The sequence below is a fragment of the Specibacter cremeus genome (assembly GCF_003946885.1).
Taxonomy (GTDB): domain Bacteria; phylum Actinomycetota; class Actinomycetes; order Actinomycetales; family Micrococcaceae; genus Specibacter; species Specibacter cremeus.
In genome coordinates this window covers 17,194-34,750 of record NZ_RWKQ01000033.1, presented here as the reverse complement: position 1 = coordinate 34,750, position 17,557 = coordinate 17,194, and the positions used below count along the sequence as shown (strand labels likewise).

The following is a 17,557-nucleotide window of genomic DNA, read 5'->3' as shown; positions in this document are numbered from 1 at the left end:
GCGCCGCGCGGCCCGTACGCTGGGCCATGAAGCGCAAGATCGCACTCATCACGGGCGTCGGCCGATTGGCCGGGATCGCCCGCCGCCTGGCCGCGGACGGCTGGGACCTGGCCCTGGCCTACTGGCAGGACTATGACGCCCACATGCCGTGGGGTGTGCGGCCCGACGACGTATCGTCCCTGGTCGGGGAACGGTCGGTGTGCGCGTGCGCACCTACCAGGCGGATTTCACCGACCCCGGAGGCGCCGGCGACCTCATGGCCCGGGTCAATGCGGACATGGGCCCGCTGCAGGGCATGGTGCTCTCGCACGCCGAATCCGTCGATTCAACCCTCCTGGACACGTCGCTGGACAGCTTCGAGCGGCACTTCGCCGTCAATGCGCGCGCCGCATGGCAGCTGATCGCCGCGTTCGCGCGGCAGGTGACGGACGACGGCGGCGCGATCGTCGCGCTGACCAGTGACCACACGGCGTTCAACCTCCCGTACGGCGCGTCCAAGGGTGCGCTCGACAGGATCGTGATCGCTGCCGCCCGGGAACTTGGCGGGCGGGCCATCAGCGCCAACGTGCTCAACCCGGGCCCGATCGACACCGGCTGGATGGACGCGGCGACGCGCGACAACCTGGCCGCCAGGCACCCGGGCGGGCGGCCGGGCACCCCGGCGGATGTGGCCCCGGTGGTCGCGTTCCTGCTCTCGCCCGGCGGCCGATGGGTCAGCGGCCAGCTCATCAAGGCCGACGGCGGCTTCTCGGCGTAGCCGGGCCCCGGCGCAATTCCCCAGATAATTCGCGTTGGGGCCGCCGGAACCTGCATCATCTGGGGAATTGACGGACAGGCAAGGCGACGTCGGCCGCGGGGAGCAGATCCGCGCCCGCCTGCGACAATGAACCCATGACGCGCGGAGTGTTGCGGATCTTCCTGGGGGCCGCACCCGGGGTGGGGAAGACCTACGCCATGCTCGAGGAGGGGCATGTGCAGGCGGGCGCCGGCGTGGACGTCGTGGCCGGCATCGTCATGGACCACGGGCGTGGGCCCATCCGGGCACTGGCCGCCGGGCTGGAACGGGTACCCACGGCCACGGTGGACCATCGCGGCGCCACCTTCGAGGAGCTGGACGTGGCCGCGCTGCTGCGCCGCCGGCCCGCCCTGGCCCTGGTGGACGAGTACGCGCACTCCAACGTCCCCGGCGTGCACAACGCCAAGCGGTGGCAGGACGTCGAGGAACTGCTGGCCGCCGGCATCGACGTGTACTCGACCGTCAACGTCCAGCATCTGGCATCCCTGGGCGACGTCGTGGAAACCATCACCGGCGTCCGGCAGCAGGAGACCGTGCCGGACGACGTCGTGCGCCGGGCGGACCAGATCGAACTCGTCGACATCCCGCCGGAGCTGCTGCGCCAGCGGCTGGCCGACGGGCTCGTGTACCGGCCCGACCGGGTCGATGCGGCCATGGCCAACTACTTCCGCCTGGGCAACCTGACGGCGCTGCGCGAGCTGGCGCTGCTGTGGCTGGCCGACCGGGTCGAGGAGGGCGTGGCCCGGTACCGGCAGACGCACGGCATCGAGGCCAGCTGGCCCACGCGGGAACGCGTCGTGGTCGGGTTGACCGGCGGCGCCGAGGGGGAGGTGCTGCTGCGCCGGGCCGCGCGCATCCTCAGCCGGGTCAGCGGCGGGGAATTGCTGGCCGTGCACGTGCCGCGCTCCGACGGCGTGGCCGGCGATGCGCCGCAGGCCCTCGAATCGCAACGCCAGCTCGTCACCGACCTGGGCGGCACCTACCATTCGGTCGGCGGAGACGACCCGGCCGCCGCGCTGCTCGACTTCGCCCGCAGCGTCGGGGCCACGCAGATCGTCATCGGCCTGTCCCGGCGCCGGGCGCTGCCCGGTGTCCTGTCCGGGGTCCTGGCCGGCCCCGGCATCGGCTCCCGCGTGGTGCGCGACGCCGGCGACATCGACGTGCACATGGTCCCGCACCCGCTGGCCGGTTCCGGGCTGCCGCGCCGCGCCCGCGCCACCCGGAACGCCCGGCGCCTGGTGGCCGGGTTCGGGCTGTCGATCGTGCTGCCCGCGCTCATGCAGGCGGCCGCCGGCGGCCTCACCCTGCCGCTGGCCATGCTGCTGCAGTTCGCCGCCGCCATCGCCGTCGCGCTGGTCGGCGGATTGTGGCCGGCGATCGTCGCGGCCGTGTGGAGCAGTATGCTGTTGAACTACTATTCCGCCCCTCCGGTGGGCACGTTGACCATCTCGGACCCGCAGAACCTGCTGGCGCTGGGCATCTTCCTGGTCGTGTCGGTGGCCGTGGCGCTTGCCGTGGACCGCTCGGCGCGGCGCTCGCGGGAGGCGGCCCGGGCGGGGGCCGAGGCGGCCACGCTGAGCGAGCTGGCGCGCGGCATCCTGGCCTCGCAGGACACCGTGCAGGTGTTCCTGGAAACCGTGCGCGAGCACTTCGGCATGCGCGCCGTGGCGTTGTTCGCCCGCCAGGACGGCGACGCGCCCGCCTGGCGGCTGGAGGCCGCGGCCGGGGAGGACCCGCCATCCTCCCCGGCCGCCGCGGACACGCTCGAGGACGTGTCAGAGCACTGGGTGCTGGGATTGGCCGGGCCGATCCTGCCCGCCAGCGACCGGCGGCTGCTCGGCGCGTTCGGCGCCCACCTGATGGCGCTGGAGCAGCGCGAGGCGTTGGACGCCAGCCGGCGGCAGAACCGCCAGCTGGCCCAGGACAACACGATCCGCACCTCCGTGCTGCGGGCCGTCTCGCACGACCTGCGCACGCCCCTGGCCGGCATCAAGCTGGCCGTGAGCAGCCTGCGCCAGGACGACGTCGAATTCGCCCCGTCCGAGGAGGCCGAGTTGCTGGCCACGATCGAACACTACGCGGACCGCATGGACGCGCTGGTGGGCAACCTGCTCGACATGTCCCGGCTGAGCGCCGACCTGGTGTCGCCGGTGCTCGGGCCCGTGCGGTGGGCGGACGTGCTGCCGGAGGCGCTGCGCGGCGTGCCGGGGGACCGGATCCGGCGGGACCTGCCGGCCAACATGCCGCCGGTGGAGGCGGACGCCGGCATGCTGGAACGCGTCATCGCGAACGTCGTGGAGAACGCGCTGAAATACGCGCCGGACTCGGAGATCGTGCTGGTCGGCTCGGTCGGCGGCACCGGCAGCGCCACGATCGACGGGCGCCCGGCCAGCGAGCTGCGCATCGTGGACCACGGCAAGGGCGTGCCGGCACGCAACGTGGTGGCCATGTTCCAACCCTTCCAACGACTCGACGACGTCTCGTACGGCCCGCAGGGCGGCACCGGCGTGGGGCTCGGGCTGGCCGTGGCGAAGGGGTTCACCGAGGCGATGGGCGGGGCTTTGGAAGCGGAGACGACGCCGGGCGGCGGGCTGACCATGATGATCCGGCTGGCGCTGTCCACCGGCGTGACGGGTCGGAGGGAGGCATGAGCACGGTGCTGGTGGTCGACGACGAACCGCAGATCCTGCGTGCGCTGCAGATCAACCTGCACGCCCACGGCTACCAGGTCATTGCGGCCCCCGACGGGACCACGGCGTTGCGCGCGGCGCAGACGCAAGCCGTTGACGTCGTCGTGCTTGACCTTGGCCTGCCGGACATGGACGGGCTCGACGTCATCGCCGGGCTGCGCGGGTGGACGAGCGTGCCGATCATCGTGCTGTCCGCCCGGCACGGCTCGCACGACAAGGTCGAGGCGCTCGACGCCGGCGCCGATGACTACGTGACGAAGCCGTTCGGGCTCGACGAACTGCTGGCGCGGCTGCGGGCGGCGACGCGGCGATCCGGTGCGCATGCCGTGGAGTCCCCGACCGTGACGACGGCCGAGTTCGAGGTGGACCTGGCGAACAAGCGGGTCACGCGCAACGGCTCGCCCGTCCGGATGACGCCCACCGAGTGGGGGATCCTGGAGCTGCTGGTGCGCAATCCGGGCCGGCTGGTCAGCCAGCAGCAGTTGCTGACCGAGGTGTGGGGGCCGGCGTACGCGCGGGAATCGCACTACCTGCGCGTGTATATGGCACAGCTGCGCCGCAAGCTCGAGAGTGACCCGGCCGAGCCGCGGCACCTGTTGACCGAGCCCGGCATGGGGTACCGGTTCCAGCCATAGGCTTTTCTTGACTAGTCATAAAATGACTAGTAGTGTCTTGGTCATGGCAAAGCGTTCCCCTCTGGCCTTGGCGGTGCTGGCCCTCCTCTCCGAGGCACCTATGCACCCGTACCGCATGCAGCAGCTGCTCACGCTGCGCGGCAAGGACCAGGTGGTGAACGTCAGCCAGCGCGCCAGCCTGTATGCCACGATCGACCGGTTGACCCGGGACGGCCTGGTCGAGGTGCGCGAAACCATCCGCGAGGGCCACCGGCCCGAACGGTCGGTGTACCAGATCACCGATGCCGGTCGGTCCGCCGCGCATGGCTGGATGGTGGAGATGCTGTCCTCGCCGCGGCCCGACTTCCCCGAGTTCCATGCGGCGCTGTCGCACCTGCCACTGCTGGAGCCCGCCGAGGCGACCGAGCTGCTGCGCCGGCGGCACCGGCACCTGGCCGCGGCCATCGAAGGGATGCGGGGCCAGCTCGCCGCGGAGCGGGACACGCTGCCACGGCTGTTGCTGCTGGACAACGAGCTGATCCTGGCGGTCCACGAGACCGAACTGCGCTGGCTCGACACCGTCCTGGCCGACCTGGGCTCGGGGGCAATGACCTGGACCCCGGAAACGTTGGCCGACCTGTCCCGAAAATTTGACCCGCCGGCCACCTGACCGGCGCCCACACCACCCACAAGGATCCGCATGAAATCGTCTGCCCCACCCGTCGGCAGAGCACGCTCGTTCGCCCTGGTCTCACTGTTCCTGGCATCGTTCATGGAACTGCTGGACGCCACGATCGTCAACGTGGCGCTACCTGACATCGAACAATCCCTCGGCGCCAAGAACGCCGAACTGCAGTGGATGGTCGCCTCCTACACGCTGGCGCTGGCCATCGGCCTGATCACCGGATCCCGGCTGGGCGACGTCTACGGCCGCAAACGGTTGTTCATCGCCGGCCTCGTGGTGTTCACCGCGTCCTCCGTGCTGTGCGGGCTCGCCATGAACCCGGAGATGCTGATCGCCTCCCGCGCGTTGCAGGGGTTCGCCTCCGCCGCCATGATCCCGCAGGTGCTCTCCAGCCTGCAGGTCATGTACAAGCCGGCCGAACGTGCCGGTGCCATGGCCGGCTATTCCGCGCTGGCCGGCGTGGCCGCCGTGTCCGGGCCCATCCTGGGCGCCGTGCTGACCGACGCCGACCTGTTCGGCTGGGGCTGGCGGACCATCTTCTTCGTCAACGTGCCCGTCGGCGTGTTCGCCGTGCTGTGCGCAGGCAAGTTCGTGCCCGAATCCCGGGCGCCCCAGCGGCACAAACTGGACCCGTTCGGCGTCGTCCTCCTGGCCGTGGGCATGCTGGCCATCCTGTACCCGCTGACCATGGGCCGCGAGGAGAACTGGCCGCTGTGGACGTTCCTCATGCTGGGCTTCGGCCTGCTGGTGCTGGTCGGGTTCGTGCTGCTGCAGCGCCGCGAGGAGCGCCGTGGCGGGGAGCCGCTGGTGCCCATCTCGCTGTTCCGCAGCAGGTCGTTCGCCGCCGGCATCGCGATGATGTTCCTGTTCTTCATCCCCATGCACGGGTTCTTCCTCATCCAGACGCTGTTCCTGCAGGTCGGCCTCGATTACCCGATCCTGAAGGCGGGCCTGACCATGCTCCCGTTCTCGCTCATGGTGCCCGTGCTGGCCGGGCTGTCCGCGGCGATCCTGGCGAAGAAGATCGGCCGGGTGGTGTTGCAGCTGGGGCCGCTGGTCGTCGCGGCCGGCTTCGTGGTCATCATCGCGACCGTGCACGCCAACGGCGGGGCGGTCACGCCGTGGCACCTCATCGCCGGGTTGGCGCTCAGCGGCGCGGGGTTCGGCATGGTGGTGGCGCCCGTGGGCATCTTCGTGCTCTCCGAGGTCCCGGTGAAATTCGCCGGCCCCGCCTCCGGGCTGTTCAATACGACCGGGCAGTTGGCCGGGGCGCTGGGCGTGGCCGTCGTGGGCACGCTGTTCTTCAACGGGATTTCCGCCAGCACCGCGCACGGCAAGGCCGGCGTGTTCATCGACGGGTTTTCCTCCACCATGTGGCTGATGGCCGGCGGCATGGTGCTGGCCGCGCTCGCCGCCAGCTTCCTGCCGCGGTGGGCGTCCGAGGTCGAGGCGCCCGAGGCGGAGCTGGAGCCCTCACTGTCCGTCTAGCGTCCCCAACTGTGACGCGGTAGGTGCTGAGAATCCGCGGATTTCCAGCACTTACCGCGTCACAGTTGGATTCGGCGAAGGGCGGTGAGGACCGGCACGACGGCGGCGCTCGCCCATGCTTGCGGGCGGCACGATGAGGGGTAGGGGACGGGGACGCCGGAATCCGCCGGCTCGCCCGAGAACAGCTCCGGCAGGCGGTAACCGAACGACTCGGCGGCGTCCAGCAACCCGGCGGCCAGGCGCCGGGCGGCATCCGGGTATCCCTCGGCCAGCAGGCCCCGGATCGCGATCGCCGTATCGTGCGCCCACACCGACCCGCAGTGGTAGCGCAGCGGCCAGTAGCCGCCGTTGTCCGACGCCAGCGTCCGCAGCCCGTGCCCGGAAAAGAGCGCCGGGGACATGAGCCGCTGCGCCACGGACCGGGCCTGCCCGGCGTCCAGGATGCCGGTGCCCAGCACGTGCCCCATGTTGCTGGCCAGCCCGTCCACCCGCTTCCCGTCCCCGTCCAGGGCCAGCGCCAAGTACGGCCCGGAGGCGTCGTCGCACCAGAAAGACGCATGGAACCTCTCGGCCAGCCGGGCGGCCCAGGACCGCCAGCCCGCGGCGCCCGGCCTGCCGAACTCGTCCAGCAGGGAGGCGCCCGCCAGCGCGGCCTGGTACGCGTACGCCTGCACCTCCACGAGCGCCACCGGGCCCTCGGCGCGCCGCCCGTCACGGAACCGGATCGCCGCACCCGAATCCTTCCAGCCCTGGTTGGCCAGCCCGGTCCCGGACGCGTCGAAGTACTTGAGGAAACCGTCGCCGTGGTCGCGCAGCCAGGCCAGCGCCCGTCGGCAGGCCCCTATCAGGGCGCCGACCTCGTCACGCGCCATGCCGGCCAGGAACGCCTCGTGCAGCGTGATGATCCACAGCGGTGTCGCGTCGATCGTGCCGTAATACACCTCCGGCACATGCAGCCCGGCACCGGAATTCTCGCCCGGCAGCGTCAAGGCCGTGCGCCGCACCTCGTGCAGGATCTTCCCGGGCTGTTCGCCTGTCAACGGGTCGACGGCGGCGCCCTGGTAGTCGGCCAGCACGCGCAGGGTGCCGGCCGCCAGCGACGGGTCCACGGGCAGCAGCAGCCGGGCCGCCCACAGCGCGTCCCGGCCGAACAGGGTCAGGTACCAGGGCGCCCCGGCGGCCAGGAACGTGCGCGGACCGGTTGCCTGTGCGGGCGTGCGTCCGGGCACGGGTTCCAGCCGAAACGCGGTGACGTCGTCCAGGGCCCGGCGGGCCAGCCGCAGCGCCCGGCGGTCCGGGATCCCCGCCGCCAGCGAATCCGCCGTGACAGCGGGCCGGGGGCTCGAGGCCGCCCGCATCTTGGCCAGCGAGTCGGCCAGGTCCAGGGACACGGCCACGCCCGCCGGCCGGCCCGGCTCCACGGTGAGCCGCCAGCGTGCCGCGACGCCGCCGTCGTCCGTCACCGACAACCGGGCGCCGGGGGCGGCCAGCGTTACTGCCAGCCCCGCGCCGTCGTCCCACCGCCAGCCGCCGGGGGCCGGCGCCCCGGGCACGAGGGCGGCGGTTGCGCCGTTGCGCACCACGGATTGCCCGGCCAGGTCCGCGGCGAGCAGCAGGGCAAGTTCGACGACGACGGGTCCGTCCAGATCCGACGACAGGGTGAACGCCTCCCGCCACCGGGTCCCGTCGACGCTGCGCCGCCGGTCGAGCCGCAGCAGCGGGTCCTGCTCGGCACCCTGGCGCGACCGGATGACGTACGCGTAGTGCGCCGCCGTGGACGAGGCCGCCACGGCACCGAGCGGCTCGGGCGCCTCGCCATCGACCAGGATCCGGGCGCGGCACAGCACGCGGACGTCGCCGAAGTGCACGCCGGTCACGCCGCGGCCGGTGATATTGCCGTCCCGGCCGGACCAACATTGCAACGGGGCGCACAGGGTGACGTCGAGGTCGTGCAGCAGCGGCTGCCGGGGCACGGAGTCCATGGCACGAGCGTACGGACCGCACCCGGTCGGCTTCCAGTACCGTGGAGGGGTGAACCACTACCAGCGGCCCACGCGGGGCACGGTCCTGGCCGTCTGCCGTGTGCACCAGCTGTTGCCGTTTTCCGGCAGTCCCGGCGTGACGGCGATCGACAAGCGTCCCGTCGACGGGCCGGTCAGGGTGCTGCCGCTGGGCCTGTTCGGCGACGTGCAGGCCGACAGGGAGAACCACGGCGGCAGTGACCAGGCCGTGTACGCCTACTCGCAGGACGACGCCGACTACTGGGCCGGGGAACTCGGCCGCGACATCCCGCCCGGGCTGTTCGGCGAGAACCTGCGCATCGACGGGATCGACGCCACCGGCGCGGTGATCGGCGAGCGGTGGCGGATCGGCGCCGACGTGTTGCTGGAGGTCACCTCGCCGCGGGTCCCGTGCGCCACCTTCGCCCACCGCATGGGCGAACCGCAGTGGGTGCGCCGGTTCACCGAGATCGGCCTGGTCGGCACATATCTACGGGTGCTCGAACGCGGCACGCTGGCGGCCGGGGACCCGATCGTCGTGGAGCACCGGCCCGCGCACGGCATCACCGTGGGGAAGTTCTTCTCCGCCCCGACCGTGGCCGATGTGCGCACGCTGCAGGGCCTGCATGACGCCGGCGAACTCACCCTGGCCGGGCACTACTGGCCGTATTTCGAACGGATACTGCGCCGGGACGCCTGAAGGCCGGGATGCGGGCGGCCTGAACGCCGGGCACGGTCGCCAACCTGTACCCCTGTTGCCGTCGCCACGGTGGCCCTAGGATCGAGGGAGTCGCACCGACAAGCGGACCCCCACGGTCACCTCGAAAGGACCCACCATGGCCGACGCGTCACCCGGATCAGCAATTCACAGGACGCCACCTGCGCCCCAACCGCATGACCGGACGGGGTTGGGCACGTGAGCGAGCACGCAACCTCGACGGTCGGCGACAGGGTCGCCTACGATCGCTTTGGCGCCGGACCGGCATTGATCTTCATTGCCGGGGCCGGGCCGTTTCGGGCGATCGATCCGTGGACCACGGAAACGGCGCAGGTGGCCGCCCGCCACGGCATCACGGCCATCGTCTACGACCGGTTGGGCCGTGGCGAGAGCCGGGTCGACGGACGGATTGACCTGGACCGTGAGCTGGCCGCCGTCGCGGCCCTGGTCGAGGCGGCCGGCGGCAGCGCCGTGCTGTGCGGGCATTCCTCCGGCTGCTCCATCGCCCTGGCCGCGGCCGCATCCGGGCTGCCCGTCGACGGGCTGGCCTTGTGGGAGGCGCCGCTGGGTCCCGAGGGCGGGGGCGCGCGTGAATGGGCGGACGAGGTGGACCGCCGGATCAGCGCCGGTGATCTCGAGGGCGCCCTGGTCCACTACATGAAGGACATGCCGCCGGAGTTCCTGGCGAACGCACGTACGTCGCCGGTCTTCCCGACCATGGTGTCCCAGGTGGTCAGTCACCGGCCCGACGCCGAGTCGCTCGCCTGGGCGGAATCGGCGCCCCTCGCGGAGCTGTTCTCGGGGATCAACGTGCCCGTGCAGGTGATGACGGGTGAAGAGACGTACCCCGTCATGCTGACTGCCGCGGAGGCGATCGTCGCGGCGATCCCCGGCGCCACGCACAAGCGGATGCCGGGGGCGAACCACACGTGGGATCCGGTTCCGATGGCGGCCGAGCTGGCCGCGTTCGTGAAGGCGCCCCGGTAGCCTCGTCCGGCGCCTGTGGCCAACCTCACCCGTGATCGCCGAGCGAAGTGCGCGGGGGACTGTAGCCTATGCCCTACACTTTAACTATCCCCCACTCCGGTATCTCCTTGATTTATCTTCCTGCCCAATATTTGAGGCAGGAGTGGCGAAGTGTATGGGGCCCGCGCATCTGACGGCGGGCAAGAACGTTCATAGGGGATTGCCGGCAAAGAAATCGCCAAGCGGCGCCGACACCCGTCGGCGCCCGGTCCGTGAGAACGGAGCCATGGCGCGGAAGTCCGGCCCCGGGATGCCTATTGCGGCTGGATTTCCTTGTCATGCGGCACCTTGCCGCCCGGCCCTATGAATGAGGACATCATTTCCATGCCCGAATTGCCCGAAATGCCCGAAAACCACACCGACTCCGCCGAGGAGCAGGAAACCACTTTCGCCGACCTCGGCATCGACGCCCGCGTGCTGTCCGCCCTGAGCGACGTCGGCTACGAGAAGCCCTCGCCCATCCAGGCGGCCACCATCCCGCTGCTGCTCGAGGGTCGCGACGTTGTCGGCCTGGCCCAGACCGGCACCGGCAAGACCGCCGCGTTCGCCGTCCCGGCCCTGTCCCGCATGGCCGAGCTGGCCGAAGTGAACGGCCCAACCAAGGCCACCCAGGTCCTGGTGCTGGCCCCGACGCGCGAACTGGCCCTGCAGGTTGCCGAGGCGTTCACGTCCTACGCCAAGTACCTCGACGAGTTCACCGTGCTGCCCGTCTACGGCGGCTCGGCCTACGGCCCGCAGCTGGCCGGCCTGCGCCGCGGCGCCCAGGTGGTCGTCGGCACGCCCGGCCGCGTGATCGACCACCTGTCCAAGGGCTCCCTGGACCTGTCCAACCTGCAGTACCTGGTGCTGGACGAGGCCGACGAGATGCTGCGCATGGGCTTCGCCGAGGACGTCGAGCAGATCCTGTCCCAGACGCCGGCGGAGAAGCAGGTGGCCCTGTTCTCAGCCACGATGCCGGGCCAGATCCGCCGCATCTCCAAGCAGTACCTGAACAACCCGGCCGAGGTCACGGTCAAGTCCAAGACCACCACGGGCGCCAACACCCGCCAGCGTTACCTGCAGGTCATGGGCCCGCACAAGCTGGACGCCATGACCCGCGTGCTCGAGGTCGAGGACTTCGACGGCGTCATCGCGTTCGTGCGCACCAAGATGGCCACCGAGGACCTGGCGGACAAGCTCAAGTCGCGCGGCTTCCAGGCCGCCGCCATCAACGGCGACATCCCGCAGCAGCAGCGCGAGCGCACCGTCGAGGCGTTGCGCAACGGCAGGATCGACGTCCTGGTCGCCACCGACGTCGCCGCCCGCGGCCTGGACGTGGAGCGCATCACGCACGTCATCAACTACGACATCCCGCACGACACCGAGTCGTACGTGCACCGCATCGGCCGCACGGGCCGCGCCGGCCGCTCCGGCGACGCGATCCTGTTCATGACCCCGCGCGAGAAGTACCTGCTGCGCGCCATCGAGAAGGCCACGCGCCAGCCGGTGGAGCAGATGCACCTGCCCAGCGCCGAGACCATCAACAACCTGCGCCTGGGCAAGTTCGCCGAACGGATCACCGAGACGCTGGCCAGCGAGGATGTCTCCAAGTTCCGCGACCTCATCGCCGGCTACGAGGAAGAGCATGACGTCCCGGCCGCGGAGATCGCCGCCGCGCTGGCCGTCATGGCCCAGGGCGGCCAGCCGCTGCTCGTCCAGGACTTGCCGGCCGCGCCGGAATTCCAGAAGCGCGAACGGAACAAGGACGGCTTCGGCTCGCGCGGCCCGTCGCGGACGCTGACCGAGGGCAACGCCACGTACCGCATTGCCGTGGGCCGCCGCCAGCGCGTGCTCCCCGGCTCGATCGTCGGCGCCATCGCGAACGAGGGCGGGCTGTCGTCGTCGCAAATCGGCGGCATCGACATCCGCTCCGACCACAGCCTCGTCGAACTGCCGGCGGACCTGTCGAAGGACCAGTGGCAGGCCCTGAGCCGGACCCGCATCGGTGGCGAGCTCATCAACCTGGAGCTGGACAACGGCCGGCGCCCGTCCGGCGGCGGGTTCAAGGGCCGCGGCCAGGGCGGCTTCAAGAAGAAGTTCGACGGCGACCGCGGCGGCTACCGCGGTGGGAACGACCGTGGAGACCGGGGCTTCGAGCGCGGCAATGACCGTGGCTTCGACCGGGGCGATCGCGGCCAGGGCCACACGGGCCACGGCGGCGGCGACCGCCGCCCGCGCCACGGCAGCGAGGCCGGCAGCCGGGACTTCAACCGCAAGGGCAAGTGGTAACCACCACTTCCAGCTGACAGACAAGGGTCTGGCAAGCTCGACCACCGGTGGTCGAGCTTGGGCCCACGGCCGCGAGGGGCCCCGACCGAGCTTGCGAGGGTGGGGAGCGGCTGGGGAGCGAGACCCTTGTCTGTCCACGTAGGAGATAAGGAGGGCAGCGATGGCCTGGACCGTTGAGCACGCACTGACGGAGGTCCGGCCGGGCATCTTCTTCGTCGAGGGGCCGGCCGCCAACTGGGTCATCGCGACCGAGCCCGGCTCCCGGCGCTTCACGCTCGTGGACACCGGCTATCCCGGGGACCGGGACGGGCTGCTGGCCTCTTTCGCGGCGCTGGGCCGCGACGTGGCCGATTGTGCGGGCCTGCTCGTCACGCACGGGCATTCGGACCACATCGGCTCGGCCGCGTTCCTGGCCGCGCAGGGTGTACCGGTGTTCGCGCACCAACGCGAGCTTGCCAATGTCCGCCGGGAGATCACCGAACAGGTCACGATCGCGGACCTCGGTTGGCGGCTGCTGTACCCTCGGGTGGCCCGCTGGGCCGTCCACGCCCTGCGCGCCGGGGGATTGGCCGGCGTGGCCACGCCGGCCGTCCGGGCATTCGGTGACGGCGTGACCCCGGCCGCCCTGCCGGGTGCGCCGGAACCCATCCTGACGGGTGGCCACACTGCCGGGCACACGGGATACCTGTTCCGCGCGGCCGGCGTGCTGGCCAGTGGCGACGTCGTCATCGGCGGCCATCCGCTGAGTCCGTGGTCCGGACCGCAGTACCTGCCCCGCCAGTTCCATGCCGACCCGGCCGGGGTTCCTGCCGCGGCCCGGGCGCTTGGGACCGAATCGGTGGGGTGTGTGCTGCCCGGCCACGGGCCGTGGCTGGATGTCCCGAACGGGCTGGCCGTGGGGGACGTCCAGCCGGCGAACTACCGGCCGTTCACCGGCTGAGGGGTCGACGCGGGGCGCCGGCGGGTGTAGCGTGGGGCCACTATTACGTATGGCGTAGTACCTGGTGCGTATTGCGCGGGGACGAAGGTGGTGGTGTCCATGGCCCGTCGCAGGGACAATGCCGAGTGGTCGGACCCCGGCCTGTTGGTCCTGGGCAGTCTGGCCGGCGGCCCCCGGCACGGCTATTCCATGACGGCCGACATCGCGGCCAACGCCGGCATCGAGCTCGGCCCCGGCACGTTGTATGGGGCGCTTGCCCGGCTGGAGGGCCAGGGGCTCATCGTGGCGCTGCCCGCGGACGGTGCCCGCCGGCCCTACGCCATCACGGCCGCGGGCACGCAGACGCTGCGCGCCAGGCTCGCCGCGCTCGACAAGTTCAGCAAGGTGGCCGGCGCCCGGCTCAGGGCGGCGACGGCGTGAGCGCCTCGGCGTGGTGGGCGCGACGCGCACTGGCGAGCTATCCGCCGTCGTTCATGGAACGCTACGGCGACGAACTGCGTGCGCTGGTGGAAGACTCCGGCGCCGACGGCGCCATGGTGGTCGACCTCTTCGCCGGTGCCGCCAGGCAGTGGATCCGTGGCCCGCGGGCTTGCGCGGCGGGCGGTGAGCCGGCCCGGCGCCGCGTCCAGGCGAGCGTCAGCATGGTCTGGGTGGCGTGGTGCGCCGGATTCCTTGTCTCGGCGGCGGTGAACCGCTGGCTGCTCGACCCGAGGCCGGCCCATGTGGCCACGGGGGTTGCGGGGCTGCTGGCCGTCGCCGGGTGGGCGGCCGCGGCCGGATGCGTCGTGGCGTTCGTGGCGGCGCTTCCGATCCTCGCGTCCGTGGTCCGCGCCAGCCGGCGGAGCCGGGACCAGGGCCGGGGATGGGCCGTGTGGCGCCCCCTGGTGCTGCTCGCGGTGCTGCTGGGCCTGGATGTGTCCGGAGCCGGGGTCCTGGCCCTGTGGCGGACCGCATATCCGGCGCAACCGCCGGCAGAGGCTTTTCCCGCCGGATTCGGCGCGGCCACGCTGGCGTGGGCCGTGTCGATGCTCGCCACACTCATCGTCGCGGGGCTGGCGCCGGTGGAAGTCATCCGGCGTGCGCGGCCGGACGCGCGGGCGCTGCGGCCGGCCGGATACCTGGCGTTACCTCTGGGCATACTGCTAGCCGTTACGGCCGCCGCGACCGCCGGGGCCGTGGTGCTGCTGGCCGTCTCCGGCGAGTTTGGCGCCTTCGACGTGACCGTGGCGGCACTGGTCGTCGGCGTCGCCGCCGGGGCCGCCGCCGTCGCCCTGGCCAGCGCTTCACGGGGTATGCCGAGCGTGGCCCGCCCGGCGGCGTAGAACCCCGGGATTCCGCGGCAATCGGGGGTGCGGCGGGGTATGCCCCGGCCGATTTCGCATCCGAGAAAACCGCTGGTAAAGTATTCTCTCGTTGCCCCCCTAGCTCAGTGGTAGAGCGCGTTCTTGGTAAGAACGAGGTCACCGGATCGATTCCGGTGGGGGGCTCTGAATGGAAGGGTCCGTGTCAAGGCGGTTTTGGCCGGCGAAGCACGGACCTTGCCCATTCGTGGCGGTGTAGCTCAGTTGGTTAGAGCGCACGACTCATAATCGTGAGGTCGGGAGATCGAGCCTCCCCACCGCTACCGACGCAGGTCAGGGGCCGATTGGCTCCTGGCCTGCTTTCGTTATGTGGCCCCAACCCAACGTGTGCCCAACGAACTCAGCCACCAGGTTTGCCTATCGGTTCCAACAGCCAGTCTGTTAGAATTGCCGATAATTACAACCTGGCTGTAAGGACTGATATGTCTCCCGCTCTCAAGAACCCATACCGGCCCGGGGCCGCCCTTCAGCCGCTGTTCCTGGCCGGCCGCGACAAGGAGAGGCGACGCTTCGCAGCCGCGCTCGCCGCCGCTCCTGAGATTCCGGCGAGCATCCGGCTGACGGGACTTCGTGGCGTAGGCAAGAGCGTCCTTTTGAAGAAATTCGAAGAGGACGCTGCAGGGCTTGGATGGTCGGCGAGCCGCATGCAGTTGGAACCTCGGCACAACACTGAGTCTGCAATCGCGGAGAGTTTGGCCGCCAAAGCGCATCAGATGGTCGCCAAACTCGACCGGGGAGTGCGCATCCGCGAGAGCATTCGCGATATCGCGGCCGCAGTTGTGGGCAAACTTTCAGTCTCGTGGGAGGATGTCGAGGTTTCCCTCGACTTGGGCAAGAACTCCAACCAGAAGGATCTTGCGACAGCGCTATACAACGTAGCAGAGGCCGCCGTGGCGAGTGGCGGCGCCGGTTATGTGCTACTTCTCGACGAGGCCCAGGTTATTCACGATGACAAAACGCGTGGCGGTGAACACCCTCTGTCATTGTTGGTGGCAACGGTCAATGCGCTGCAAGAAAGCGGTCTTCCGCTAGCACTGGTTCTCTGTGGACTTCCCACGCTCCGGGCGAACATACAAAAAGCGCGCACCTACAGTGAGCGGATGTTCCGTGGTGAAGATATAGGCAGCCTTGACATGGAAAGTGCCCGCAACGCATTCACGCGTCCCCTTGAAGGAACTGGGATTGAACCGTCCGATGATCTGATCGACCGTGTTATTCATGAGGTAGAGGGCTATCCATACTTTATTCAATTGTGGGGCGCTGAGCTGTGGGATGCCGCGAGTGGGGTGGGAGCGGTATCGCTTTCTCAGGAATTGCTGGACGCGGTTGAGGCGGACATTTATGAACGTCTCGACAGAGACTTCTACGACAGCCGCATGGACACGCTGACACCGTCAGAGTCCGACCTGTTGTCGCGCACCGGACTGTGCAACTATCCTCCGCTCAAGACGTCAGATATTCATGTGCATTCGGGCAAGACTGAAGGAAATGTCAACGTCTTGATGGGACGATTGGCGGAACAGGGGATTGTATTCCGAATTCAAAAAGGACAGTATGAATACACGGCGCCGAAGTTTCACGAGTATCTGGGCAGACGGGCGAAGAGGCTGGAAAATGGGGAAGCCAGCCGGCGTTGACCGATCTGGACCTCTAGGAGCCAGGACATGGCGCCGGGCTTCTGCGAAATTGTTCGCGAGTGCCCAGCGCCATGAATGGTGCGATGATCTGGATTGGGCTGTCAAAGCAGGGGAACCCCTGGCCAGCATGTGAATATTCAGGCCCACATGCTTCCAGCAGTTCCCTGGCTCCTGACACAGTGAGCCGAGCAGGCCCCGGCCAGTCGTGCTCCAGCCGGGGCCTTCGTCGTATTCGATTGGGCGGAAACGTCTACGCATCGGTAACATCGGAATTTCATCCGCATTGTCGGTGCGGGACACACTCATCGTGGGGGATGCGTTGGCTGCAGGCGGAAACTTGGACCTACGTGACGTCGTGCTCCGACACCGGGACGGCACAGTCCTTGACGGCCCCGACTCGGTGCGCACGATTGATGTGCTCGGGCGTATTGTTCCGGCCAATGACGGAGACTTCGCCGCGCGCATGCGCATGTGGGCCTGGGATCAGCTTGTGGTGGCGGTGGCCAGCGGCGACGGCAGCACCGTTTACCGGGAGGATTCGCACCTCGGTGATGCCTTCGACAAGTACGTCCTCGTGGTGTTGGTGCACGCCGGCACCTTGACCTACACCCAGCGCGGGCACACCGGCACGGTCGGCCCGGGGCATGTGGTGACGTACTTGCCGCGAGAAACCTTCGAATTCCGGGCAGTGGATGGCGGCGAGGGAACACTGCTGCACGTCCCCATCGACTACGTCGAAAGCCGCGGCGTGGACGCCGACGCGCTGGCCGGCGCCGGGTGGCACGGCGGACCGCTCGTGGCCGGCATCCGCGAACTCGTCAAGGGCACCGGTGAAATCCCCGGCGACGGCGCAGCCATCCCGGCGGCGGCCGTCGAAAACGCCATCCTGGAACTCGTGGTCGCCATCTTGCTCCAGCACCAGGGCGCGTCCGGCCGGCGGGACTCCGCCACCGACGAGCACCGCCTGCGGGTCCTGGAACTCATCGATGCACGGTTCCGGGACCCCTATTTCGGTGTCAGCGAATTGGCCGCGGACCTGGGCGTCAGCCGGCGGTACGTGTACAAGCTCTTCGAGGGACGCCCGGTGTCGGTCGCGGCCATGCTGCGCACACGCCGGCTCGGCCACGCGAAACTGCTCCTGCGGCAGCCGCGGTCCGACGCGACGCTGTCCCGGGTGGCCAAGGAATCCGGGTTCGCCAGCGCCGACGCCTTCGGCCGCGTGTTCCGGACCCGGCTCGGGCTGTCCCCCTCCGAATACCGGGCCGAATTCCAGGCCGGGACTCCCGACGGGCACGGCCGGGCCGGCGCGCCGGAAGACTGACCCGGCTGCCGTC

The 17,557-nt window shown here is 70.0% G+C and carries 13 protein-coding genes, 2 tRNA genes and 1 pseudogene; 15 read left to right on the top strand and 1 reads right to left on the bottom strand.

The genetic code is table 11. The features are described 5' to 3' along the window. Positions 1 to 26 precede the first annotated feature (26 nt). From EJC77_RS13350 to EJC77_RS13330, 5 genes and pseudogenes are all read left to right on the top strand, one after another. Positions 27 to 757: pseudogene (locus EJC77_RS13350) on the top strand (SDR family oxidoreductase). Between the two features lie 134 nt (positions 758 to 891). Further along, positions 892 to 3,447, top strand: coding sequence for a DUF4118 domain-containing protein (locus tag EJC77_RS13345; RefSeq protein ID WP_125613446.1), 2,556 nt, complete (start codon positions 892 to 894; stop codon positions 3,445 to 3,447). Beyond that, positions 3,444 to 4,121, top strand: a complete 678-nt coding sequence (locus EJC77_RS13340; RefSeq protein WP_125613444.1) for a response regulator — start codon at positions 3,444 to 3,446, stop codon at positions 4,119 to 4,121. Before EJC77_RS13345 ends, EJC77_RS13340 begins: the two co-directional genes overlap by 4 nt. A 43-nt stretch (positions 4,122 to 4,164) precedes the next feature. Beyond that, positions 4,165 to 4,770 carry a PadR family transcriptional regulator gene (locus EJC77_RS13335; protein WP_125613442.1) on the top strand — a complete coding sequence of 202 codons (606 nt, stop codon included), beginning with the start codon at positions 4,165 to 4,167 and terminating at the stop codon, positions 4,768 to 4,770. 30 nt (positions 4,771 to 4,800) lie between these two features. Beyond that, positions 4,801 to 6,273 carry an MFS transporter gene (locus EJC77_RS13330; protein WP_125613440.1) on the top strand — a complete coding sequence of 491 codons (1,473 nt, stop codon included), beginning with the start codon at positions 4,801 to 4,803 and terminating at the stop codon, positions 6,271 to 6,273. 59 nt (positions 6,274 to 6,332) lie between these two features. Here EJC77_RS13330 and EJC77_RS13325 read toward each other — a convergent pair whose 3' ends face one another. Beyond that, positions 6,333 to 8,255 carry a glycogen debranching N-terminal domain-containing protein gene (locus EJC77_RS13325; RefSeq protein ID WP_125613438.1) on the bottom strand — a complete coding sequence of 641 codons (1,923 nt, stop codon included), beginning with the start codon at positions 8,253 to 8,255 and terminating at the stop codon, positions 6,333 to 6,335. Between EJC77_RS13325 and EJC77_RS13320 the strand changes: the two genes are divergently transcribed. The 10 genes from EJC77_RS13320 (at position 8,254) to EJC77_RS13275 (ending at position 17,544) form a co-directional block, all read left to right on the top strand. Continuing rightward, a complete protein-coding gene (locus tag EJC77_RS13320) occupies positions 8,254 to 8,973 on the top strand; it encodes an MOSC domain-containing protein (protein ID WP_125613436.1) in 720 nt (239 codons plus the stop codon). The two genes, EJC77_RS13325 and EJC77_RS13320, sit on opposite strands and share 2 nt — an antisense overlap. Before the next feature lie 216 nt (positions 8,974 to 9,189). After that, positions 9,190 to 9,978, top strand: coding sequence for an alpha/beta fold hydrolase (locus EJC77_RS13315; protein WP_125613434.1), 789 nt, complete (start codon positions 9,190 to 9,192; stop codon positions 9,976 to 9,978). Between the two features lie 381 nt (positions 9,979 to 10,359). Further along, positions 10,360 to 12,285 carry a DEAD/DEAH box helicase gene (locus EJC77_RS13310; RefSeq protein WP_205787296.1) on the top strand — a complete coding sequence of 642 codons (1,926 nt, stop codon included), beginning with the start codon at positions 10,360 to 10,362 and terminating at the stop codon, positions 12,283 to 12,285. A gap of 160 nt (positions 12,286 to 12,445) precedes the next feature. Then, positions 12,446 to 13,225 carry an MBL fold metallo-hydrolase gene (locus EJC77_RS13305; RefSeq protein WP_125613430.1) on the top strand — a complete coding sequence of 260 codons (780 nt, stop codon included), beginning with the start codon at positions 12,446 to 12,448 and terminating at the stop codon, positions 13,223 to 13,225. Between the two features lie 99 nt (positions 13,226 to 13,324). Next, complete coding sequence (locus tag EJC77_RS13300) at positions 13,325 to 13,645, top strand: PadR family transcriptional regulator (RefSeq protein WP_125613428.1); 321 nt, start codon at positions 13,325 to 13,327, stop codon at positions 13,643 to 13,645. After that, positions 13,642 to 14,547, top strand: coding sequence for a hypothetical protein (locus EJC77_RS20415; RefSeq protein ID WP_164520414.1), 906 nt, complete (start codon positions 13,642 to 13,644; stop codon positions 14,545 to 14,547). Before EJC77_RS13300 ends, EJC77_RS20415 begins: the two co-directional genes overlap by 4 nt. Before the next feature lie 93 nt (positions 14,548 to 14,640). Continuing rightward, positions 14,641 to 14,712, top strand: a tRNA-Thr gene (locus tag EJC77_RS13290). A 63-nt stretch (positions 14,713 to 14,775) separates the two neighbouring features. Further along, positions 14,776 to 14,849: transfer RNA gene (locus EJC77_RS13285), tRNA-Met, on the top strand. Positions 14,850 to 15,008: 159 nt separating this feature from the next. Then, positions 15,009 to 16,223, top strand: a complete 1,215-nt coding sequence (locus EJC77_RS13280) for an AAA family ATPase (RefSeq protein WP_125613426.1) — start codon at positions 15,009 to 15,011, stop codon at positions 16,221 to 16,223. 337 nt (positions 16,224 to 16,560) lie between these two features. Next, positions 16,561 to 17,544: an AraC family transcriptional regulator gene (locus EJC77_RS13275; protein WP_125613424.1), complete on the top strand. Its 984-nt coding sequence runs from the start codon at positions 16,561 to 16,563 to the stop codon at positions 17,542 to 17,544. Positions 17,545 to 17,557 lie beyond the last annotated feature (13 nt).

Coding starts and splice junctions, on each gene's coding strand:
- EJC77_RS13325 (WP_125613438.1), bottom strand. CDS start 8,255: ATGGACTCCGTGCCCCGGCAGCCGCTGCTGCACGACCTCGACGTCACC.
- EJC77_RS13300 (WP_125613428.1), top strand. CDS start 13,325: ATGGCCCGTCGCAGGGACAATGCCGAGTGGTCGGACCCCGGCCTGTTG.
- EJC77_RS13340 (WP_125613444.1), top strand. CDS start 3,444: ATGAGCACGGTGCTGGTGGTCGACGACGAACCGCAGATCCTGCGTGCG.
- EJC77_RS13345 (WP_125613446.1), top strand. CDS start 892: ATGACGCGCGGAGTGTTGCGGATCTTCCTGGGGGCCGCACCCGGGGTG.
- EJC77_RS13310 (WP_205787296.1), top strand. CDS start 10,360: ATGCCCGAAAACCACACCGACTCCGCCGAGGAGCAGGAAACCACTTTC.
- EJC77_RS13305 (WP_125613430.1), top strand. CDS start 12,446: ATGGCCTGGACCGTTGAGCACGCACTGACGGAGGTCCGGCCGGGCATC.
- EJC77_RS13280 (WP_125613426.1), top strand. CDS start 15,009: ATGTCTCCCGCTCTCAAGAACCCATACCGGCCCGGGGCCGCCCTTCAG.
- EJC77_RS13335 (WP_125613442.1), top strand. CDS start 4,165: ATGGCAAAGCGTTCCCCTCTGGCCTTGGCGGTGCTGGCCCTCCTCTCC.
- EJC77_RS13330 (WP_125613440.1), top strand. CDS start 4,801: ATGAAATCGTCTGCCCCACCCGTCGGCAGAGCACGCTCGTTCGCCCTG.
- EJC77_RS13320 (WP_125613436.1), top strand. CDS start 8,254: ATGGCACGAGCGTACGGACCGCACCCGGTCGGCTTCCAGTACCGTGGA.